Origin of the sequence: Pseudomonas edaphica, from assembly GCF_965277385.1 — a bacterium.
GTDB classification, from domain to species: Bacteria; Pseudomonadota; Gammaproteobacteria; order Pseudomonadales; family Pseudomonadaceae; genus Aquipseudomonas; species Aquipseudomonas edaphica.
Genome location: NZ_OZ255725.1, coordinates 4,772,038 through 4,793,876, shown reverse-complemented (window position 1 = coordinate 4,793,876; position 21,839 = coordinate 4,772,038). Strand labels below are relative to the sequence as shown.

The 21,839-nt window shown below is 60.8% G+C and carries 21 protein-coding genes; 3 read left to right on the top strand and 18 right to left on the bottom strand.

Annotated features, from left to right (window positions below):
• Positions 1–6 precede the first annotated feature (6 nt).
• The 9 genes from mltG to ACQY47_RS21805 form a co-directional block, all read right to left on the bottom strand.
• Complete coding sequence (gene mltG / locus ACQY47_RS21845) at positions 7–1,143, bottom strand: endolytic transglycosylase MltG (protein WP_428551769.1); 1,137 nt, start codon at positions 1,141–1,143, stop codon at positions 7–9.
• A 1-nt stretch (position 1,144) separates the two neighbouring features.
• Positions 1,145–1,960 carry an aminodeoxychorismate lyase gene (pabC, locus tag ACQY47_RS21840; RefSeq protein ID WP_428551766.1) on the bottom strand — a complete coding sequence of 272 codons (816 nt, stop codon included), beginning with the start codon at positions 1,958–1,960 and terminating at the stop codon, positions 1,145–1,147.
• Positions 1,960–3,204, bottom strand: a complete 1,245-nt coding sequence (fabF, locus tag ACQY47_RS21835) for a beta-ketoacyl-ACP synthase II (protein ID WP_428551763.1) — start codon at positions 3,202–3,204, stop codon at positions 1,960–1,962. The genes pabC and fabF overlap by 1 nt, the downstream gene beginning before the upstream one ends.
• Positions 3,205–3,332: 128 nt before the next feature.
• The gene (gene acpP / locus ACQY47_RS21830) at positions 3,333–3,569 is read right to left on the bottom strand and encodes an acyl carrier protein (RefSeq protein ID WP_016973676.1); all 237 of its coding nucleotides are present in this window, start codon (positions 3,567–3,569) and stop codon (positions 3,333–3,335) included.
• A gap of 192 nt (positions 3,570–3,761) precedes the next feature.
• Positions 3,762–4,505, bottom strand: coding sequence for a 3-oxoacyl-ACP reductase FabG (fabG, locus tag ACQY47_RS21825; protein ID WP_015885432.1), 744 nt, complete (start codon positions 4,503–4,505; stop codon positions 3,762–3,764).
• Between the two features lie 21 nt (positions 4,506–4,526).
• Entirely contained in the window at positions 4,527–5,465 is a 939-nt protein-coding gene (gene fabD, locus ACQY47_RS21820; RefSeq protein ID WP_099548165.1) for an ACP S-malonyltransferase, read from the bottom strand.
• Between the two features lie 126 nt (positions 5,466–5,591).
• Positions 5,592–6,602: a phosphate acyltransferase PlsX gene (gene plsX / locus ACQY47_RS21815; protein ID WP_428551758.1), complete on the bottom strand. Its 1,011-nt coding sequence runs from the start codon at positions 6,600–6,602 to the stop codon at positions 5,592–5,594.
• Between the two features lie 4 nt (positions 6,603–6,606).
• The gene (gene rpmF, locus ACQY47_RS21810) at positions 6,607–6,789 is read right to left on the bottom strand and encodes a 50S ribosomal protein L32 (protein ID WP_004371305.1); all 183 of its coding nucleotides are present in this window, start codon (positions 6,787–6,789) and stop codon (positions 6,607–6,609) included.
• A 13-nt stretch (positions 6,790–6,802) separates the two neighbouring features.
• Entirely contained in the window at positions 6,803–7,333 is a 531-nt protein-coding gene (locus tag ACQY47_RS21805; RefSeq protein ID WP_005790551.1) for a YceD family protein, read from the bottom strand.
• 105 nt (positions 7,334–7,438) lie between these two features.
• On the opposite strand from ACQY47_RS21805, the gene ACQY47_RS21800 reads away from it, so the two are divergent.
• Positions 7,439–8,017, top strand: a complete 579-nt coding sequence (locus ACQY47_RS21800; RefSeq protein WP_017138368.1) for a Maf family protein — start codon at positions 7,439–7,441, stop codon at positions 8,015–8,017.
• Between the two features lie 133 nt (positions 8,018–8,150).
• Here ACQY47_RS21800 and ACQY47_RS21795 read toward each other — a convergent pair whose 3' ends face one another.
• From ACQY47_RS21795 to rluC, 3 genes are read right to left on the bottom strand one after another with little or no spacing between them, the layout of a single operon-like run.
• Complete coding sequence (locus tag ACQY47_RS21795; RefSeq protein WP_017138369.1) at positions 8,151–9,134, bottom strand: S49 family peptidase; 984 nt, start codon at positions 9,132–9,134, stop codon at positions 8,151–8,153.
• Between the two features lie 24 nt (positions 9,135–9,158).
• A complete protein-coding gene (locus ACQY47_RS21790; protein ID WP_017138370.1) occupies positions 9,159–9,818 on the bottom strand; it encodes an HAD-IA family hydrolase in 660 nt (219 codons plus the stop codon).
• The gene (rluC, locus tag ACQY47_RS21785; protein WP_169985036.1) at positions 9,805–10,764 is read right to left on the bottom strand and encodes a 23S rRNA pseudouridine(955/2504/2580) synthase RluC; all 960 of its coding nucleotides are present in this window, start codon (positions 10,762–10,764) and stop codon (positions 9,805–9,807) included. Before rluC ends, ACQY47_RS21790 begins: the two co-directional genes overlap by 14 nt.
• Before the next feature lie 756 nt (positions 10,765–11,520).
• On the opposite strand from rluC, the gene rne reads away from it, so the two are divergent.
• Positions 11,521–14,697, top strand: a complete 3,177-nt coding sequence (gene rne, locus ACQY47_RS21780) for a ribonuclease E (protein ID WP_428551751.1) — start codon at positions 11,521–11,523, stop codon at positions 14,695–14,697.
• A gap of 173 nt (positions 14,698–14,870) precedes the next feature.
• Here rne and ACQY47_RS21775 read toward each other — a convergent pair whose 3' ends face one another.
• From ACQY47_RS21775 to ACQY47_RS21765, 3 genes are all read right to left on the bottom strand, one after another.
• The gene (locus ACQY47_RS21775; RefSeq protein ID WP_428551748.1) at positions 14,871–15,458 is read right to left on the bottom strand and encodes a nucleotidyltransferase family protein; all 588 of its coding nucleotides are present in this window, start codon (positions 15,456–15,458) and stop codon (positions 14,871–14,873) included.
• Entirely contained in the window at positions 15,458–16,444 is a 987-nt protein-coding gene (locus tag ACQY47_RS21770; RefSeq protein ID WP_017138373.1) for an XdhC family protein, read from the bottom strand. Before ACQY47_RS21770 ends, ACQY47_RS21775 begins: the two co-directional genes overlap by 1 nt.
• Before the next feature lie 138 nt (positions 16,445–16,582).
• Entirely contained in the window at positions 16,583–17,914 is a 1,332-nt protein-coding gene (locus tag ACQY47_RS21765; RefSeq protein ID WP_017138374.1) for a dicarboxylate/amino acid:cation symporter, read from the bottom strand.
• A 338-nt stretch (positions 17,915–18,252) separates the two neighbouring features.
• Between ACQY47_RS21765 and ACQY47_RS21760 the strand changes: the two genes are divergently transcribed.
• Positions 18,253–19,251 (top strand): AraC family transcriptional regulator, encoded by a 999-nt coding sequence (locus ACQY47_RS21760; RefSeq protein ID WP_428551744.1) that lies wholly within the window; start codon positions 18,253–18,255, stop codon positions 19,249–19,251.
• Between the two features lie 122 nt (positions 19,252–19,373).
• On the opposite strand, the gene ACQY47_RS21755 is transcribed toward ACQY47_RS21760, so the two are convergent.
• From ACQY47_RS21755 to ACQY47_RS21745, 3 genes are read right to left on the bottom strand one after another with little or no spacing between them, the layout of a single operon-like run.
• The gene (locus tag ACQY47_RS21755) at positions 19,374–20,720 is read right to left on the bottom strand and encodes an ATP-binding protein (RefSeq protein WP_058420767.1); all 1,347 of its coding nucleotides are present in this window, start codon (positions 20,718–20,720) and stop codon (positions 19,374–19,376) included.
• Complete coding sequence (locus tag ACQY47_RS21750) at positions 20,717–21,394, bottom strand: response regulator (RefSeq protein WP_017138377.1); 678 nt, start codon at positions 21,392–21,394, stop codon at positions 20,717–20,719. The genes ACQY47_RS21755 and ACQY47_RS21750 overlap by 4 nt, the downstream gene beginning before the upstream one ends.
• Positions 21,395–21,412: 18 nt before the next feature.
• The gene (locus tag ACQY47_RS21745) at positions 21,413–21,721 is read right to left on the bottom strand and encodes a hypothetical protein (RefSeq protein ID WP_428551739.1); all 309 of its coding nucleotides are present in this window, start codon (positions 21,719–21,721) and stop codon (positions 21,413–21,415) included.
• Positions 21,722–21,839 lie beyond the last annotated feature (118 nt).

Below are 21,839 nucleotides of genomic sequence, written 5' to 3'. Positions count from 1 at the left end.
TCAGAGTCATTGCGGGCTTTGCGGCGCAGCGGCGTCCGGCGCTGGCTCGGCGTTTTTTTCAACCGGCGCGGCATCGGCCGGTGGTGTCGCGTCTTCCGGCGGTTTTACCGCCGGTGCCGGGCTGGACCGGTAATCGGCGCGGCGCTTGAGCTGGAACTCACGCACGGCGGCATTATGCGCATCCAGGTCATCGGAGAAAATATGGCTGCCATCGCCCCGGGCGACGAAGTACAGGCTGCTGCCGGCCACCGGGTTCAAGGCGGCATGGATCGCCTCGCGGCCGACCATGGCGATCGGCGTCGGCGGCAGGCCGGCAATCATATAGGTGTTATAGGGGTTGGCTTCCTTGAGGTGCGCGCGGGTCAGCTTACCGGTGTAGCGCTCGCCCAGGCCGTAGATCACCGTAGGGTCGGTCTGCAGCAGCATGCCGATTTTCAGGCGGCGCACGAACACCCCGGCGATCTGGCCGCGCTCTTGCGGCACACCGGTTTCCTTTTCTACCAGGGAGGCCATGATCAGCGCCTGGTAAGGGTCGGTATACGGTGCATCGGCGGCGCGTTGGCTCCATTCCTGGGCCAGTACATCATCCAGGCGGTTGTAGGCTTTTTTCAGGAATTCGACATCGGTCATGCCGCGCACGAAGCGGTAGGTGTCAGGAAAGAATCGCCCTTCGGGAAACACGCCAGGGTGGCCGAGCTTGTCCATCACTTCGTTGTCGCTCAGCCCCGACAGGGTCTGCACGATCTTTTCGTGTTTGGCCAGCGCTGAACGCACCTGGCGGAAGTTCCAGCCTTCCACCAATGTCAGGCTGTATTGCACCACTTCACCACGCTGCCACAAGCCGATCAGGCCTTCGGCCGTCAGGCCTGGGGTCATGCGGTATTCGCCGCTGTGCAGCGGCTGGCCTTCGAGGTTGAAGCGCCAGTACAGGCGCAACCAGAAGGCGTCATCCAGCACACCTTCGGTTTCAAGGCGATTGAAGGTGCCCGTCGGGGTTGCCCCGGCGGGTACATCCAGCAATTGTTCCTGGGTCAGATTCAGGGGCTGCTTCAGCGCAGAGTCGAGCTTCCAGGCCGAGAAGCCCAGCAGCAAGCCTGCCGAGACCAGGCTGATCTGCAGCAGTAAAACCAGTTTTCGTATCAACTCAAATTTCCAATAGCGCGCGAACAATGCCCTGCAGTTTACGGGTGAGCGGCCCAACCGACCAGCTCATCCCGGCGCAACCACGTACGGGCCAAATGCCATAAACGCTGTTGCACACGAAAACTTCGTCGGCCTGTTGCAACTGGTCCATGCTGATGTCGGCCACGGCCACCGGGATGCCCAGGGTTTGCGCCTGCGCCAGAATCTCCGCGCGCATGACACCGGCAACCCCGCAACGATTCAGATCAGCGGTTAGTAACAAGCCATTGCGCACCATAAACAGATTGCTGAACACCCCTTCGATGACGCGGCCGGACATATCCAGCATCAAACCCTCGGCATGTTCGGCGTCCTGCCATTCGGCGCGGGCGATCACCTGTTCAAGACGATTAAGGTGCTTGAGACCGGCCAGCAACGGCTGCTCGGCCAAGCGAGTGGCGCACGCAAACAGGCGGATGCCATCGGTTGCATGGGCCAGGGGATAACCCGCGGGCGGATTGCCCTGCAAGATACGGCGCACCGGAGCGCCAGGAGTGATGCCATACCCGCGCAGGCTGTTGCCACGGGTGAGGATCAATTTGAGTACACCATTGCCCAAGGCTGCGGCATAGGCCAGCACTTCGCTGCGGATCAGCGTGTGGTCCGCAACCAGGGCCAGGCGCCTGCAACCCGCCTCCAGGCGTTGCAGGTGGCGGTCGAGCAGCACCGGCTGCCCGGCCTTGACGGCGATGGTCTCGAACAGGCCATCGCCATACGCCAGGCCACGGTCTTTCAGGGGCACGTTGTCCGCTGGCTGACCGTCGACCCAGCTGTGCATCACTCGGCGAACCGGCGGAACACCAGTGAACCGTTGGTGCCACCGAAACCGAACGAGTTGGAGATCACCACGTCGATCGGCATCGGCTGCGCTTCGTGAGGCACGAAGTTGAGGTCGCAGCCTTCGTCCGGCTCATCAAGGTTGATGGTCGGCGGAGCGACCTGATCCTTGATGGCCATGACGCTGAAGATCGCCTCGACCGCGCCCGCCGCACCCAACAGGTGGCCGGTCATGGACTTGGTGGAGCTGACCGCCAGCTTGTAGGCGTGCTCACCGAACACCGACTTGATGGCTTCGGCTTCCGCCAGGTCGCCCGTCGGGGTCGAAGTGCCGTGGGCATTGATGTACTGCACCTGGTCGGGGTTGACCTTCGCATCGCGCAACGCGTTGGTGATGCAACGTGCAGCACCGGCACCGTCGGACGGCGGCGAGGTCATGTGGTACGCGTCACCGCTCATACCGAAGCCGATAAGCTCGGCGTAGATAGTGGCACCGCGCGCCTTGGCGTGCTCCAACTCTTCCAGCACCAGGGCACCCGCGCCGTCAGCCAGTACAAAGCCATCACGGCCCTTGTCCCACGGACGGCTGGCACGGGTCGGCTCGTCATTGCGCGTCGACAGCGCACGGGACGCGCCGAAGCCGCCCATGCCGAGGCCGCAGGCAGCCATTTCGGCGCCACCGGCGATCATCACGTCGGCTTCGTCATAGGCGATGTTACGCGCCGCCATGCCGATGCAATGCGTGCCGGTGGTGCACGCCGTGGCAATGGCGTAGTTGGGGCCCTGTGCGCCCAGATGGATCGACAGGAAACCGGAAATCATATTGATGATCGAGCCCGGCACGAAGAACGGCGAAATTCGACGGGGGCCGGAATCGTGCAGCGTGCGGCTGGTTTCTTCGATATTGGTCAAACCGCCAATACCCGAACCCATGGCCACGCCGATGCGCTCACGGTTGGCGTCGGTGACTTCCAGGCCGGCATTACGCACCGCCTGAAAACCGGCTGCCAGGCCGTATTGAATGAACAGGTCGAGCTTGCGGGATTCTTTGATCGAGAGATATTCCTCGACATTGAAGCCCTTTACCGAGCCGCCAAAACGGGTGGAATAGGCTGAAAGGTCCGTGTGTTCGATCAGACCGATACCACTGTGGCCAGCCAGAATGCCCTGCCAACTGCTCGGCACATCCGTACCCAGTGGCGACAACATACCCATACCGGTGACTACGACGCGTCTACGCGACACAGCACTCTCCTTTTTCTAATGACGACACTTTGCTTCGCAGCTTACTTTTCATCACCGCTTAAAGAAAAAACCGCACGCCGTTACAGCAGTGCGGTTTTTCCCTGACAGCAAGCGACGACTACAAACTATTACGCCTGGTGGGCAGTAACGTAGTCGATAGCAGCTTGAACAGTAGTGATTTTTTCAGCTTCTTCGTCCGGGATTTCGGTCTCGAATTCCTCTTCCAGAGCCATCACCAGCTCAACGGTGTCAAGGGAATCGGCACCCAGGTCTTCAACGAAGGAAGCGGAGTTGGTCACTTCTTCTTCTTTAACGCCCAGTTGCTCGGCAACGATTTTCTTGACGCGCTCTTCGATGGTGCTCATACCTTGTTTAACTCCTAATGGACAAATTCAGGCAGCTGGCCAGTGGGTAAGTGTATAGAAAGCCTTTTCAGCTTTTCAACTGAAAGCTTCACCCTCGTACCCGACCGACCACCTGCCTATAAATTAAGTTGCAGCTTTATAACGGATTTTAGACAGCTCGTATGACATTTTTTTGAAGCGATCCGTCACAATTTAACTCATGTACATCCCGCCGTTCACCGGGATTGTAGCCCCAGTCACGTATGCCGCACCGTCGGATGCCAGGAAAGTGACCACATTTGCGATCTCTTGAGCCTGGCCCAGACGGCCCAGCGGAATCTGGGTCAGCAACGCTTCACGCTGTGCTTCCGGCAGTTCGCGGGTCATATCGGTGTCGATGAACCCTGGGGCCACCGAGTTGACCGTAATCGAACGCGAACCGACTTCACGGGCCAATGCACGGCTGAAACCTTCCAGACCGGCCTTGGCCGCGGCATAGTTTACTTGGCCTGCGTTGCCCATGGCACCCACTACGGAGCCAATATTGATAATTCGGCCCCAACGCGCCTTGGTCATGCCGCGCAAAACGCCCTTGGACAGGCGAAACAGACTGTTCAAGTTGGTATCGACCACGTCGTACCACTCGTCGTCTTTCATGCGCATCATCAGGTTGTCACGGGTAATACCGGCGTTGTTCACCAGAATAGCCGGTGCGCCGAACTGTGCAGTGATTTCAGCCAGCACAGCAGCAACAGACTCGTCGCTGGTCACATTCAGCTCAAGACCGGTGCCCTGCACGCCGTTTTCCTTCAAGGTCGCAGCAATACGCTCAGCGCCCGAAGCGGAAGTGGCGGTGCCGATCACAACGGCGCCTTGACGGCCCAGTTCCAGGGCGATCGCCTGGCCAATGCCACGGCTTGCGCCAGTAACCAGTGCAACTTTACCTTGCAGACTCATGCAGGCTTCTCCTAAAGGGTTTCAGGCCAGTGCCGCGCGCGCGGCAGCGAAGGCATCCGGGGTATTGAGGTTGGCAGTCGACACGCCATCGGCGCAGCGCTTGTTCAGGCCGGCCAGGACTTTGCCCGGGCCGCACTCGACCAACTCAGTGGCACCATTGGCAGCCAGGGTCTGTACCGACTCAACCCAGCGTACCGGCTTGTAAAGCTGCTCCAGCAGGTCGCGCTTGAGGGTGTCGAGGTCGGCGGCAACGGCCGCACTGACGTTCTGCACCAGCGGGATCTGCGGCGCTTGCCAATTGATGGCGGCGATGGACTCGGCAAAACGCTCGGCAGCCGGGCGCATCAGCTCGCAGTGGGACGGCACGCTCACCGGCAACGGCAAGGCGCGCTTGGCACCACGGGCCTTGCAGCCTTCAATGGCGCGCTCGACAGCGGCCTTGGCGCCAGCGATGACCACCTGGCCAGGGGAGTTGAAGTTCACCGCGCTGACCACTTCGCCCTGGGCCGCTTCGGCACAGGCTTCGATCACCACAGCATCGTCCAGGCCGAGGATAGCGGCCATGCCGCCCTGCCCGGCCGGAACAGCTTCTTGCATCAGCTGACCACGACGCTCGACCAGCTTGACCGCTTCAGAGAGGGTCAGGCTGCCGGCGGCCACCAAGGCGCTGTACTCGCCCAGGCTGTGACCGGCCACGTAGGCCGGGCGCGCGCCGCCTTCGGCCAGCCACAAGCGCCACAGGGCGATCGAGGCGGTCAGGATCGCCGGCTGGGTTTTATCGGTTTGATTGAGTTGCTCTTCCGGCCCTTGCTGGGTCAGTGCCCACAGGTCGTAACCCAGGGCATCGGAAGCTTCCTTGAAAGTTTCCAGGATCAGTGGATGTTGCGCGCCCAGCTCGGCCAACATACCGAGGGACTGCGAACCCTGCCCTGGAAAGACGAATGCGAGGGATGTAGACATGTAACAAGCCCCTAATGATCTGGTCGTCAAAAATGCTCGCACCGACGGTGGGCGCGAACGAAACTGACAGATTGGATGGTCAATTGAACTGGCCGGTCACATTTAAGCACTCCCGGGCCGATTCGCCTAAGGCAACAGATCCTCAAGACGCCCGTGCAAGCGTTGCGGCAGGTTTTCCTGGATCTCGATCAATGCCCGCGCAATCGCACTTTGAAAGCCCTGCACACCTGCAGAGCCGTGGCTTTTTACCACAATGCCCTGCAGCCCCAGAAAACTCGCGCCATTATGCCGTGCCGGTGCCAGGTCGGCCTGCAGGCGGCGCATCAACGGTAACGCCAGCGCGCCGACCATGCGTGAGGCCAGGTTCTGCTTGAACAAGGCCTCGATACGCGTGGCAATCATGGTCGCCAGGCCTTCGCTGGACTTAAGCAGGATATTGCCGACAAAACCGTCGCACACCACCACATCCGCCTCGCCTCGGTACAAGCCGTCACCTTCGACAAAACCGATGTAGTTCAAGCCCCGTGCGCCCTGCAACAAAGTCGCAGCCAGCTTGACCTGCTGATTGCCCTTGATGTCCTCGGTGCCGATATTGAGTAACGCCACACGTGGCCGGACCACACCCAACGCCTCAGCGGCCACCGAGCCCATCACCGCGAACTGGAGCAGGTGCTCGGCACTGCAATCGACGTTTGCACCCAGGTCCAGCAGCTGGCAATAGCCTTTCTGCGTCGGAATCGCCGCCACCATCGCTGGCCGATCAATCCCCGGCAACGTCTTGAGCACATGCCGCGACAACGCCATCAACGCCCCCGTATTGCCGGCACTGACACAGGCTTGCACCTTGCCATCACGCAACAACTCAAGGGCCACCCGCATTGAAGAGTCGGGCTTGCCACGCAAGGCAGCCGCGGGCTTTTCATCCATGCTGATGGTTTCGCTGGCCGCAGTAACTGTCAGGCGCGCGCGATCCACCGCCGGATGGCTGGCAATCAGTTCTTCAAGTAGGGAATGTTGACCGACGAGGGTCAGGTGCAGCGAGGGCGTAGCGGACAGGCTGGCAACGCAGGCCTGAACAATGCTGCGGGGACCGAAGTCCCCGCCCATTGCGTCAATCGCGATGACTTGAGCAGACAAGTGATTACTCGTCAGCGCCCTTGTCGATCACTTTACGGCCACGGTATACGCCTTCTGGCGATACGTGGTGACGCAGGTGAACTTCACCGGTGGTTTTTTCTACGGACAGAGTGCTTGCCGTCAGGGCATCGTGCGAACGACGCATGTCACGGGCAGAGCGGGATTTTTTGTTCTGCTGAACAGCCATAATTGATTAACTCCTAAACGTTTGGGTCACGCTTTAACTGCGCCAATACACTGAACGGGTTGGACCGCGTTACCTCGTCCTCGCTCGGCTCGGCCTCGTCATCAAGGCCCTCCGGCTGCTGGCATTCTTCCGGATGATGAGCAGGCACAATGGGCAAGGCGAGCAAAAGCTCCTCCTCGATCAGTGCATGCAGATCCAAAGGATCTTCGCCCAGTTCCAGCACGTCATAACCTTTCGGCAACGACTGGGTATTCGCACCCTCTTTCACCACAGCATAACTGCATTCGCTGTGGATCGGCAGGGTGACCAGCTCAAGACAACGCTGGCAAACCATTTTGACTTCGGTGTCGATAAAGCTGTGGATTACCACAGACTTACGTTCATCTCGTTCAAAAACGAATTTAGCCTGCACCGTACCGACAGTGTCGGAAAGCGGGTCGCAGAGTCTCTCCAAATCGGCCAGCAGCACTTCACCTTGAAGGGTGGTGCCACGATCAGCCAATTTGCGCGGGTCAACGTGAGGTGGAATCGGGTCATTCAACATAGGCGCAGCATTATAGGGATGCACCCAGCCATGTCAAAGGAAATTCAGCCCTGTGCGTCAGCTGGTCGCCCCGCTAGAATCGGCGGCTGCCTCGAGGAGACACCCATGCTGCCTTTATTACTCGCTTCCAGCTCGGTTTATCGCCGGGAATTGCTGGCCCGCCTGCACCTACCGTTCATCTGCAGCTCGCCGGATATCGACGAAAGCCATCGCGCAAATGAATCGGCCATTGAGCTGGTCAAGCGCCTGGCGCAAGAGAAAGCCCGCGCCCTCGCCGCCAGTCATCCAGGGCATCTGATTATCGGCTCGGATCAGGTGGCCGCGCTCGATGGCCGCATTATCGGCAAACCTCATACCTTTGAAAACGCCCGCGAGCAATTGCTGGCAGCCAGCGGCAAACGCGTGAGTTTTTTAACTGGCCTGGCGCTGCTCAACAGTGAGACGGGCCACTGCCAGGTAGATTGCGTGCCGTTTACCGTGCAGATGCGCGAACTGGATGTAGAACGCATCGAGCGTTATTTGCGTGTGGAACAGCCTTATGACTGCGCAGGCAGCTTCAAGGCCGAAGGGCTGGGTGTGAGCCTGTTTCAGAGTACCGAAGGGCCGGATGCGACCAGCCTGATCGGCCTGCCGCTGATTCGACTGGTGGACATGCTCCTGGCTGAAGGCGTGCAAATCCCCTAGGCCCACCCCAAAACCACTGTGGGAGCTGGCTTGCCTGCGATAGCGGTGGGCCAGTCACTTTCAATGTCGACTGACCCGGCGCTATCGCGGGCAAGCCCGCTCCCACATTTTGAACTACGACGAAGCTGATATTTCAGCGCAGCGTCGGGCCCTGGAAGCCCATGTAGTAGGCCAGCTTCTGCGCCACACTGGCGCCGAGTTTCTTGGAGAAGCGATCAAACGGCGATTCCTGAACAGTGAAGTCCACCAGCTCCTTCTCGCCAATCACATCGCGCGCCACCGAACTGGCACTGCCCAAGCCATCGATCAAACCCAATGGCAACGCTTGCTCACCGGACCACACCAGGCCGGAGAACAGCTCCGGATGGTCTTTGTCTTTCAGACGATCGCCGCGCCCCTGCTTCACGCTGGCAATGAACTGACGATGGGTGGTGTCGAGCACGCCCTGCCAGAACTGGGTTTCATCGGCCTTTTGTGGCTGGAACGGATCCAGGAAAGACTTGTGCTCACCCGAGGTGTAGGTGCGACGCTCCACCCCCAACTTCTCCATGGTGCCGACAAAGCCGTAACCGGCCGCTGTCACACCAATGGAACCGACGAGGCTGGCCTTGTCGGCATAGATCTGGTCAGCGGCGCTGGCGATGTAATAGGCACCCGAGGCGCCCAGATCGGAAATCACCGCGTACAGTTTGATGTCCGGGTGCAGCCCGCGCAGGCGGCGAATCTCGTCATACACATAGCCAGACTGCACAGGGCTACCGCCTGGGCTGTTGATGCGCAGGATCACGCCCTTGACCTTGGGATCTTCGAAGGCTGCACGCAGGCCGCCGACGATATTATCGGCGCTGGCGGACTCCTTATCGGCAATCACCCCGTTCACGTCGATTAAGGCGGTGTAGTTGTTGCCACGGGTGGCGCTTTTTTCCATGTCCATCAGCGGGCTGAACAACGCCAGCATGGCGATAAGCCAGATAAACGTCAGCAGCTTGAAGAAAATCCCCCAACGCCGTGCACGGCGCTGTTCCTGAACACTGGCCAGCAGGGTCTTCTCCAACAACTTCCAGCTTTTATCATCACCGCTTTCGGCCTTTTCGGGCGCTTTCCACTCGTCACTCATGCCATTAACCCCAGCAAAGACTTATCAGGCCCGGCTGAGCCAGGCTTGCAGTTCAGAAAAATGATCAATCGTCAGCCTGGGCTCGTATGCCTGCAAGGCTTCGGCTGCCTGAGCACCGTAGCTGACCGCCACGCTGTCCATGCCAGCATTGCGTGCCATCATCAGGTCGAAGGAAGCGTCACCCACCATCAACGCCTGACGCGGCGCTACGCCGCAATGCGCCAGGATCTGCTCCAGCATCAGAGGGTGAGGTTTGCTGGCGGTTTCATCCGCTGCACGGGTGATACTGAAATAATCTTCAAACCCGTGAGCCTTGAGCACCCGATCCAGCCCGCGACGGGCCTTGCCGGTGGCCACGGCCAAGTGATAACCCTCGGCGCGAAACGCTTCCAGGGATTGCCTTACGCCGTCAAACAGCGGCGAAGGCGTGGCCTCCAGCGCGATGTAGTGATCGGCGTAATGATCACGAAAGGTCACCAGCTGCGCATCGCTGATCCGGGGGTACAAGGTACGGATCGCCTCGGGCAGACCCAGGCCGATAATGCCTTTTACCGCCAGATCAGTGCATAACTCGAAACCCGAACGGGTCGACGCCGCGTGCATTGAGTCGACGATGCGCCCAATGGAATTGCACAGCGTGCCGTCCCAATCAAAAATCAGCAGCTTGTAGTCAGGGTGCGACACTCAAACGCTCCACGGTCTTGGCCCACATCTCATCGACCGGCGCCTGCAACTTCAGCTCGCCGCCATCGGGCAGCGGTACGGTGAGCATGTAGGCGTGCAGGAACAGGCGTTTGCCGCCCAGGTCACGAATTTCCCTGGAGAAATCCTCATCGCCGTACTTGGTGTCACCGGCGATGCAGTGGCCCGCATGCAGGGTGTGCACGCGAATCTGGTGGGTACGCCCGGTCACCGGCTTGGCCTCAACCATCGTGGCGAAGTCACCGAAGCGGCGCAGCACCTTGAACAGGGTCAGGGCTTCTTTGCCCTCCTCGTCCACTTCGACCATGCGCTCGCCGGAGCGCAGGTTGCTCTTCTGCAACGGCGCACGCACGCTCTTGATGGAGCTGGCCCAGTTGCCACGCACCAATGCCATGTAGCGCTTGTCCACGCCATCGCCACGCAAGGCGGTGTGCAGGTGACGCAACATGCTGCGTTTTTTGGCGATCATCAGCAGGCCGGAGGTGTCGCGGTCCAGGCGGTGGACCAACTCCAGCTCCTTGGCATCCGGGCGCAACTGACGAAAGGCTTCGATCACCCCGAACGTCAGGCCACTGCCGCCGTGAACCGCAATGCCGCAAGGCTTGTTGATCACGATCAGCTTGTTGTCTTCGAAGACAATCGACGCTTCCAGGCGCTGCAACAGGCCCTGGGCCAATGGCACCGGCTCGTCACGCTCAGGCACGCGCACCGGCGGCACACGGACGATATCGCCCGCCTGCAGCTTGTACTCGGGCTTGATCCGGCCTTTGTTCACGCGCACTTCACCTTTACGCAAGATGCGGTAAATCAAGGTCTTGGGCACGCCTTTGAGCCTGGCCAGGAGAAAATTGTCGATGCGTTGGCCGGCATATTCCGGCGAGACCTCGAGCAGCTGGACGCTGGGGGTCTGGGGGGCGGTATTCGTCATGGCGGCGATGATAACAATTTTTTATGGAATTGAAGCACTTAATCATTGCTGCTATAGTCGCGAACGCCGCCAAAAGCGGCCTGGACAGAGGACTTGCGGCAAACTGCCGGCCCTGACCATCGCAATTCATCAGGACGCGAGGCCGTCCTACGGGGCTTTTGCCACCCTGGAAGGCTCAGGATTGTAACAAGCGCAGGTGACATGAGGCCTGAAGCGAGTGCAGAAAGCAGAGTGAATACTCGCGTTCTGCGCCGATATTTACGGCCAGTTCACAAAGTGCAGTCAGTCTTGAGCCAGACCACGGCGAATGCTTCGGAAACAACGCCTGTTAAGAGCTGAGTGAGAGCGCAGTCGCCCACACCTAGTCTTGTTTAGCCATGAGCGTGGACTCCCCATTGGAGTACACGGTAAATGCCAACCCGCTGCGGATTCTGCGCGCGGCAGCACCCGAATTATCAGGGATACGTGTAGGGTGGAGATGCACAACCGTCGGACCGTGTAGCATTAGGCTTATAAGACGCTTCATCTCGTCCACAGTCGCCGGTTGATTCCTCCTCCTGACCTTAGCTTTTGTTGAAGTGGTGCCTTTGTCACCACCGCTAACAAGCAGGACGCGTCCGTCGCGATACCGGCCCAATTGGCTCGTTATTGCTGGACACTGGAGTGGCCAACCACTCTTGACGCACCTGACACCGACCGTGAGAAGTCGTGTGTGCCGAACGCCGTTTCCGGCAGCCCGGAAACCGACGGTACAACATGAAAAGAATGCTGATTAACGCAACTCAACCCGAAGAGTTGCGTGTTGCACTGGTAGATGGCCAACGCCTCTATGACCTGGACATCGAATCCGGTGCGCGCGAGCAAAAGAAGGCCAACATCTATAAAGGCCGTATTACTCGCATCGAACCAAGCCTTGAGGCTGCCTTTGTCGATTTCGGCTCCGAGCGCCACGGCTTCCTGCCCCTCAAAGAAATCTCCCGCGAATACTTCAAGAAAGCCCCCGAAGGCCGCGTGAACATCAAGGACGTCCTGAGCGAAGGCCAGGAAGTCATCGTTCAGGTCGAAAAAGAAGAACGTGGCAACAAGGGCGCTGCCCTGACCACCTTCATCTCCCTGGCCGGCCGTTACCTGGTGCTGATGCCGAACAACCCGCGTGCCGGCGGCATTTCCCGTCGCATTGAAGGCGAAGAGCGCAACGAACTGCGTGAAGCGCTGAACGGCTTGATCGCTCCTGCCGACATGGGCCTGATCGTGCGCACTGCAGGCCTGGGCCGCAGCAGCGAAGAAATGCAGTGGGACCTCGACTACCTGCTGCAACTCTGGACCGCCATCAAAGAAGCCTCCCTGGATCGTTCCGCGCCGTTCCTGATCTACCAGGAAAGCAACGTGATAATCCGCGCCATCCGCGATTACCTGCGCCAGGACATCGGCGAAGTGCTGATCGACAGCGTTGAAGCCCAGGACGAAGCCCTGACCTTCATTCGCCAGGTGATGCCGCAGTACGCCAGCAAGATCAAGCTGTACGAAGACAGCGTTCCGCTGTTCAACCGTTTCCAGATCGAAAGCCAGATCGAGACCGCCTTCCAGCGCGTGGTCGAACTGCCTTCCGGCGGCTCCATCGTGATCGACCCGACCGAAGCCCTGGTGTCCATCGACATCAACTCGGCGCGCGCCACCAAAGGCAGCGACATCGAAGAAACCGCCCTGCAGACCAACCTGGAAGCGGCTGAAGAAATCGCCCGCCAGTTGCGCCTGCGTGACATCGGCGGCCTGATCGTGATCGACTTCATCGACATGACCCCGGCCAAGAATCAGCGCGCCGTGGAAGAAAAAGTCCGCGAATGCCTGGAAGCTGACCGTGCCCGCGTACAGGTCGGCCGTATCTCGCGCTTCGGCCTGCTGGAAATGTCCCGTCAGCGCCTGCGCCCCTCCCTGGGCGAGAGCAGCGGCATCGTCTGCCCGCGTTGCAACGGCACCGGCATCATTCGTGACGTTGAATCGCTGTCGCTGGCTATCCTGCGCCTGATCGAAGAAGAAGCCCTGAAAGACCGCACCGCCGAAGTTCGCGCGCAAGTGCCGATCCCGGTGGCCGCTTTCCTGCTTAACGAAAAACGCAACTCGATCACCAAGATCGAACTGCGCACCCGTGCCCGCATCGTCATCCTGCCGAACGATCACCTCGAGACGCCGCACTTCGAAGTGCAACGCCTGCGTGATGACAGCCCGGAAGCCCACAGCGGCCAGTCCAGCTACGAAATCGCTGCTGCCGCTGCTGAAGTGGAAGAAGTCCAGCCAGCCGCCGCGACCCGCACCCTGGTTCGCCAGGAAGCGGCCGTTAAGACAGCACCGGCACGTGCCAACGCTCCGGTACCGACCGAAGTGGCTGCACCGGTTGCCGCGCCGGCCGCCATGCCTGAGCCAAGCCTGTTCAAAGGCCTGGTGAAGTCACTGGTCAGCCTGTTCGCCAGTAAAGAAGAGCCTGCTGCGCCGGTTGTGGTTGAAAAACCGGCCACCGAGCGCCCGGCCCGCAACGAAGAACGTCGCAACGGCCGTCAACAGAGCCGTAACCGCAACGGTCGCCGTGACGAAGAGCGCAAGCCCCGCGAAGAACGTGCACCGCGTGAAGAACGCGCACCACGTGAAGAGCGTGCACCTCGCGAAGCCCGTGAAGAGACCCCGACTGTAGCCCGTGAAGAACGTGCACCGCGCGAAGAGCGCGCGCCACGTACTCCGCGCGCCCCACGTGAAGACCGCAAGCCACGTGGCGAGCGTGAAGAACGTGTGCGTGAACTGCGCGAGCCGCTGGACGCCGCACCAGCGGTAGCTGCCGTCGCTGCCGAAGCCGCCAGCGAAGAACGCCCGGCTCGCCAGCCGCGTGAAGAACGCGCCCCACGTGAAGAGCGCCAGCCGCGCCCACCGCGTGAAGAGCGTCAACCACGTGCCGAGCAAGCCGCTGCCACCAGCGAAGAAGAAGTGCTGACCGGTGAAGAGCAACTGCAGGAAGACGGTCAGGACAACGCCGAAGGCGATCGTCCACGCCGCCGCTCCCGTGGCCAGCGTCGCCGCAGCAACCGCCGTGAGCGTCAGCGTGATGCCAACGGCAATGTGATCGAAGGCTCGGAAGAGACCGGCGAGAACGGCGAAGCTGCAACCGCAGAACCGACGGGCGCCGAACTGGCTGCCGGCCTGGCTGTGACCGCCGCAGTTGCCAGCACCGTGATCAGCGCACCGGCTGAAGCCCAGGCGCATGAGCAAGCTGAACGCGCTACCGCTGCTGTTGAAGAAACGGCTGCTGCAGAAGCACCGGTTGCCGAGACGCCAGCGGTTGAAGCGCCGGTTGTTGAAGCGCCAGTCGTCGAAGCCACTGCCCCGATCGAAGCCCCAGTGGTTCCGGAAGTGGAAGTTGCCTCGCCAGTGCGCGACGTTCAACCAGAAGTCGAAGTGACTGCTGTCGAGCCTGCACCGGTAGTCGAGCCTCAGCCAGTGGTTGAAGCCGTCGTTGAAGCGCCGGTTGTCGAGGAAGCAGCCCCGGCAGTGCGTGAAGTTCGCGAAGAACAGACCGCCTTCCAGTGGACTGCCGAACCAGCTGCAACGGTTGAAGCGCCAGCACCTGCCCCTGTGGTGGAAGAAGCGCCTGCACCGGTTGCCGAAGTGGTTGCCGAGCCCGCCCCAGTGGTTGAGCCTGCACCCGTGGTTGAAGCGCCAGTGGTTGCCGAAGTCGCAGCGCCCGTGGTTGAAGCCGCGCCTGCCAGCGCCCTGACCGAAAACGGCCGTGCGCCAAACGACCCACGTGAAGTGCGTCGTCGCCGCAAGGAAGCTGAAGCCGCCGCTGCTGCAGCCGCTGCCGCACCGGCTGCCGAAGCGATCGAGGCTCCAGCCCCGGTTGAGCACAAGGCCTTGGAAACAGAGCACGAGCCTAAACCTCTCGTCTGATTCCATCCGCCACTAAAAAGCCCCGCCTGAGTGATCAGGCGGGGCTTTTTTATGGGCGTTCAACTTTTGCCTTGTGGAGATCAAAGGTGGGAGCTGGCTTGCCTGCGATAGCATCACCGCAGCGTGTCTGACACACCGAGGTGCCTGCATCGCGAGCAAGCCCGCTCCCACAGTTAGTCCGCGCTGAAACTCAATGCTTGCGGCAGGTCCACATCCCACAGCACACCGGGATCTTCCACTCGCACCTCCTGCACACTCGCCTGGGCAAATAACGGCTTTGCGCCACGATCACCGCTCAATGCCATCATTCGCGGCCCAAGCGCCCGGCCAAAAGCCACCGGATGCCCGTATTTACCCGCCTGCACCGGCACACTGATGCCATCGTCCTGGACCGCATCAACCACCCGTTCAATGGTCGACGGCTGAATAAACGGCATATCCCCCAACACCACCAACCAGCCATCGGCCTCACCACTGGCTGCGACAGCCGCCGCGATGCTGTCACCCATACCGGCCGATTCGAGCAGCAAGACTTCACAGCCATACGCCTTGGCCAAGCGAATAACGGCCAGGCGGTCCGGCGAAGTGACCAGCCAACGCCTTACAACGCGCCCTGGCAAATTCATCAACACCTGCTCAATCACTGGCCGCGTTACGCCGTCAAGCCCGATGCAATCAGCCAGCAGCTTGTCTTGATCAGCACCGGCCGCAGCACGAAAGCGACTGCCCTGCCCCGCCGCCAGCACAATCGCCGTCACCATTACTCAGCCTCCACCGGCAACGGTTTCTTCTGCATCGGTGCCACGCCATTCTTGATCGCGACAATTTCCGCCATCAATGACAGAGCAATTTCGGCCGGCGTATGACTACCGATATGCAGTCCGATCGGCCCATGCAGACGCGCGATCGCCTCCGCCGACAACCCCAGCGCCGCCAGGGTTTCCCGGCGCTTCTGCGTATTGACCCGCGAACCGAGGGCGCCAATGTAGAACGCCGATGAGTTCAGCGCCGTCAGCAGCGCCATATCGTCCAATCGAGGGTCGTGCGTCAGGCAGACGATGGCCGTGCGCTCATCCGTCTGGATATTCAGCACCGCCTCATCCGGCATGCCGGGCACAAAGCGGCCATGCTGCTCTTCCCAGCCGTAGACGAATTCTTCGCGCGGGTCGCAGATCAGCACTTCGAAATCCAGCAGGCGCGCCATTTCAGCCACGTAGCGCGAGAGCTGCCCGGCGCCGATCAGCAGCAAACGCCAACGCGGGCCGTAGATAGCCCGCAGGCGCTCGCCATCAAAGGTCACGACGTCGGTCTTGGCCGCGCCGCTCAGGGTCACCGTGCCACTGCTCAGGTCCAGTTCACGCGCGACGATCTGATGGTCTTCGCAGCGCGCCAGCAGCTGCGAGACCCAGCCAAATTCATCCACGCGTTCCTCAGTCAGGCGCAACGTGCCGCCGCACGGCAGGCCGAAACGCGCCGCCTCATCGCGGGTGACTCCGTAGGTCACCAACTGCACCGGCGGGCCATCCTCCGGCAAGCGGCCATCCTGCAAGCGCGCGATCAAGTCGTCCTCGATGCAACCACCCGACACCGAGCCGATCACCACGCCATCGCCACGCAAGGCCAACATCGCCCCCGGCGGGCGTGGGGCGCTGCCCCAGGTCTGGACCACGCTGTACAAAACTACTCGGTGCCCGGCACGGCGCCATTCGAGCACGCTGCGCAGGACATTCAGATCCACACTGTCCATCAGGTCTCCTACGGCGAATGAAGTATTCACTTACTGTAAAGCAAGCAAAACCCAAAGCGCCACGCCAGAAACGCAAACGCCCCGAACCAGTCGGGGCGTTTGCAGGCTTTGGGTGTTGTTCACACCTTGGGCAATTTTTTACTTGATAGCAGGAGCAGGGCCTTCAGCCACGCCCAGGTCATCTTCCGGGCGGGTGTCGGAGATGCCAGTGCCGCCGGACGCCAGCTCGCTGTGCAGCTTGTCGGTGTCCAGCTCTTTAACCCACTTGGCCACAACGATGGTGGCAACGGCGTTACCGACCAGGTTGGTCAGTGCGCGGGCTTCGGACATGAAGCGGTCGATACCCAGGATCAGCGCCAGGCCGGCAACCGGCAGGTGGCCTACGGCCGACAGGGTCGCAGCCAGCACGATGAAGCCCGAACCGGTCACGCCTGCAGCGCCTTTGGAGGACAACAGCAGCACCAGCAGCAAGGTGATCTGGTGGGTGATGTCCATGTGGGTGTCAGTCGCCTGGGCGATGAACACGGCAGCCATGGTCAGGTAGATCGACGTACCGTCGAGGTTGAAGGAGTAGCCGGTCGGGATCACCAGGCCTACTACGGATTTCTTCGCGCCCAGACGCTCCATCTTGATCAGCATGCGTGGCAGTGCGGATTCGGAGGAGGAAGTACCCAGAACGATCAGCAGCTCTTCACGGATGTAGCGAACCAGCTTCAACACGCTGAAACCGTGCGCACGGCAGATGGCGCCCAGCACCACCACCACGAACAGGATGCAGGTGATGTAGAAGCAGATCATCAGTTGGCCCAACTGCACCAGGGAACCTACGCCGTAGGCACCGATGGTGAACGCCATGGCGCCCAGGGCACCGATTGGCGCGAGCTTCATGATCATGTTGATGATGTTGAACATCACGTGGGCGAAGCGATCGATAAAGTCCAGCACCGGCTTGCCGTAGGCACCCAGGCGATGCAGGGCGAAACCAAAGATCACCGAGAACATCAGCACTTGCAGGATGTCGCCGTTGGCGAAGGCACCGACGATGGTGTTCGGGATCACATTGAGGATAAAGCCAACCACGCTCTGGTCTGCACCAGCGGTCACGTAGGCCGCGACTTTAGAGGCGTCCAGGGTCGCCACGTCGATGTGCATGCCGGCGCCCGGTTGCACAACGTTAACGACGATCAGGCCGATCAGCAGGGCAATGGTGGAAACAACTTCGAAGTACAGCAGCGCGTAGCCGCCGGTTTTGCCCACCGATTTCATGCTTTGCATGCCAGCGATGCCGCTGACAACGGTGCAGAAGATGATCGGGGCAATGACCATTTTGATCAGCTTGATAAAGCCGTCACCCAGTGGCTTGAGGGCCACACCGGTCTGCGGGTAGAAGTGACCGAGCAAAATACCGATAACGATTGCGACGATCACCTGGAAATACAGGGATTTGTAGATTGGCTGACGAGTCGTCATTGCAAAGTTCCTCAATCGCACCGTGTGACAAAGATCCGCCATTGCCCACGACACTTGAATTGCGAACCCTCCTGCACTGGAGGGATTTGTTGTTTGCGAGGTCTGTAGGAATAAACCTGCGCTGTAATCCTTATCGCAAACGCCGTGCCACTTTGCTGAAAACCGCTGACGGCCTTTAGACATCAGGGCCGAGATCAGTCAATACGCCATCGACACTGGGGCCAGGTGGCGGAATTCCGCCCACTCATCCCCTCTCGTCCTACAATTTGGCGGATATCCGCCTTGTCGCCCCACCCGGTGATGGCTAACATCCGCCACTCCATGGACGAGGCCCTCACATGCGTGAACGTACCATCGCCAGTCACTACGCCCGCGCCGCCCTGGGCGGTGCGCGCCGCGCGGGTTACGACTATTCGGGCCTGCTGCTGCAAGTGGGCATCACCCCGGAACTGCTGAGCGAACCCCGCGCCCGCATCGCCCCCGAGCAATTTACCCGGCTGTTGCAAATGCTGTGGCTGGGGCTGGACGACGAATACCTGGGGTTTGCCGAAGGCCCGAGCAAGCGTGGCACCTTCGCCATGATGTGCCACGCGCTGATTCACTGCCGCACCCTGGAGAAGGCTCTGGAACGCGGCTTATTATTTTATAGCCTATTCCCGCAGGGTCCGCGCTGGCAGCTGACCAGAGAAGGCGACATGGCCCGCTTGAGCCTGGACGATTCGCAGCTGTGGGACCCGGACCACTTTCTCAGCGAGTGCCTGCTGGTGATCTGGCATCGCCTGGGCAGCTGGCTGATCGGCCAGCGCATCCGGCTACAGCAAGCCACGTTCAGCTATCCGATGCCGGCCCATGCGGGCGAATATGACCTGCTGTTCCCCTGCCCTCAGGTATTTGGCGCGCCGAACAGCAGCCTGGTGTTTCCCGCCCGTTACCTGAGCCTGCCGTTGTTGCAGGACGAGCGCACCCTCAAGCACTTTCTCGAGCGCTCGCCCGCTGACCTGTTGTCGCGACCGGATGAGGGCGACAGTTTAAGCAGCCAACTGCGCCGCTTGCTCAGCCGCGACCGCACGCCCTGGCCGGACCTGGAGGCCGTCGCCCAGCACCTGCACATCAGCCCGCAAACCCTGCGCCGGCATTTGCGTGAGGAAGGCACCAGTTTTCAGGCGCTCAAGGATGAGTTGCGGCGGGACATCGCCATTTACCACTTGGGGCGGGCGGATTTGTCGTTGCAGGAAATTGCCGAGCAGTTGGGGTTTTCTGAGCCGTCGGCGTTTCATCGGGCGTTCAAGAAGTGGACCGGATTGACGCCGGGGGCTTACCGGGCACAGGAGAGTTAGAGGTGCAGTGCCTGGGCGGGCCTCATCGCGGGCAAGCCCGGCTCCCACAGTTGATCGGATTCACACAATCAAAAAGGTGGGAGCTGGCTTGCCTGCGATGGGGCCTGTAAGGGCAATAAAGATCACGCCGCCGGAAAGTGAATCTTGAACGCCGCGCCACCCAAAGGCGAATCCCCAAGGGTCAACCGCGCGCTGTAGCTTTCAATGATGTCCTTGACCACCGCCAGGCCAATGCCCTGCCCCGGATGCTGGCGGTCCAGCCGCTCGCCCCTTTGCAGAATCCGCGCACGCTGATCGGGCGGTACCCCAGGGCCGTCATCTTCGATGCACAGCTCAGTGCCTTCAAGGTTCTCCGTCAGGCTGATGCGCACTTCACTCAGGCACAGGCGATAGGCGTTTTCCAGCAGGTTGCCGAGCATTTCCAGCAAGGCGCCCTTCTCGATCGGCACATCGCACTCGGGCGGTAATTCAAAGGTCACGGTCACGCGCTTGTCGCGGTAAACCTTGTCCAACGTGTCGCACAGGCTTTGCAACACCGGTTCCAGGCGCACCTGGTGCCGCACCAGGCCGCTTTTTCGCAGGCTGGCGCGCTGCAATTGGTAGCCGATCTGCTGGCTCATGCGTTCGATCTGCGATTGCAGCACCCAGGCCTGGCCGCGTTCTTCCGGGCGCTGGGCCATGTCTTCGCTCACGCCCTGCAACACCGCCAGCGGGGTTTTCAGGCTGTGGGCCAGGTCGTCGAGGGAATCGCGGTAGCGCGCCCGTTGCTCGCGTTCGCTGTGGAGCAAACGGTTGAGCGAGCCGGTCAGGCGCAACAGTTCGCGTGGGTGTTCCTCGGTGAGGCTTTCGCGGGTGCCGCCTTCGATCTGGTCTAGCTCCTGGCTCAAGCGCCGCAACGCTTGCAAGCCCCAGGTCAGGCCCAGCCACAACAACGTCAACAATACGAGCAAGGCCGCGCCGAAGCCCAGGTAGAGGTTTTCCTGCAGGCCTTCGAGGGTCAGTTGGTATTCACGCACCGGTTGCAGTGCCACGATACTGAACGCCGCGCTCTTGCCGCCCAGCAACTTGACCTCGACGTCGTACACGAAAAACTCCTGGCCATTGGCTTCGCGAATCCGCGCAAATTCATTACCGCGCCCGTCGTAGCGCGGCTTGTAGTTGATGTTTTCTTCCTGGGTCGCCCGCGAGCGCCACACCAGATGCCCCTCACGGTCGTAGATGTAACCGAGCAGGCGACTGTCAGTGAGGTTGAAGCGTTCGTCCGGCAACTGCGCCGGCATCAGCAGGCGGTTGTTTTCGACCCGCGCGGCGGAAATCAGCGTGGTGACATCCGAGGCCAGGCGCTGCTCGATGGAATCCTGCAGCGCCAGGCTGAACGCGCCTTGCATGGCGGGCAACAAGCCCAGCATAAACAGCACGGCCAGGGTGGTGGCCGCGAGCATCAAGCGCACACGTAGCGAGCGAATCAACGGCAGCGCTCATTGAACAGGTAGCCCAGGCCACGCACGGTGTCGATCGGTTTGAACCCGGCCGGGCCTTCCAGCTTGCGGCGCAGGCGACCCACCAACACTTCGATCACGTTCGGATCCCGCTCGTCGTCATCAGGGTAGAGCTGTTCCATCAAGCGGTCTTTGGCGACCACCTGCTGATGGTGACGCATCAGGTATTCGAGAATCCGGTACTCGTAGGCCGTCAGCGCCAACGGTTGCTCATCCAGCGACGCCTGCTTGCGATTGAGGTCGAGCAGCAAAGGCCCGGCGACGATGGTCGACTGGGTGAACCCGCTGGAGCGGCGCAGCAAGGCGTTCATGCGCGCCTCCAGCTCTTCGAACTGGAACGGCTTGACCACGTAATCGTCGGCACCGGCAGCCAGGCCTTCGACCTTGTCTTGCCAGTTGCCGCGCGCGGTGAGGATCAGGATCGGGAAAGTCTTGGCCTGGCTGCGCAGTTGGCGGATCAGGTCCAGGCCGCCCATGCCGGGCAGGCCCAGGTCGATAATCGCCAGGTCATGGTTGAATTGGCCGGTCTGGTAAAGGGCTTCCTCGGCATTGGCCACGGCTTCGACCACATGGCCGCTGTCGGTCAGGCGGGTGAACAGGTGATGACGCAGCAGCGCCTCATCTTCCACGACCAGCAATTTCATAAGGCTCTCCAAGGCGATTCAACTGTCCGACAGGGGGATATCATAGCGGCCCTGCAAGTCTTGCGGGCGCAGTTTAATGCCATTGTATTGGCCCATCAGGTGTTCGTAGCCGGTGCGGTAGGCCGGTTGCGGCGTGGTCATGCCCAAAGACTGGCCCCACGGCGCCGCCTGGCCAGCCACCTCTTCGAAGCTCACACGCTGGATCAGGTTGCTGGATTTCCTGGTTTTCTCGCTGCCGAAAGTGGCAAACGCACCGTCCGAAGCCTGAACCCCGGCAGTGGCGCCGAGCATGCTTAAGGCCAGAATCAGCTTTTTGATCGCAGTCATGGGGCTTACCTCTACGCGTTTTGGCTGTTGAAGCCAGACTACGCAGGCGCCCCTGAACTCCCCCTGAACGGGCTCTGAACCAGGCCTGAACCGTTACGGACTATCCACCGGCGCGCCA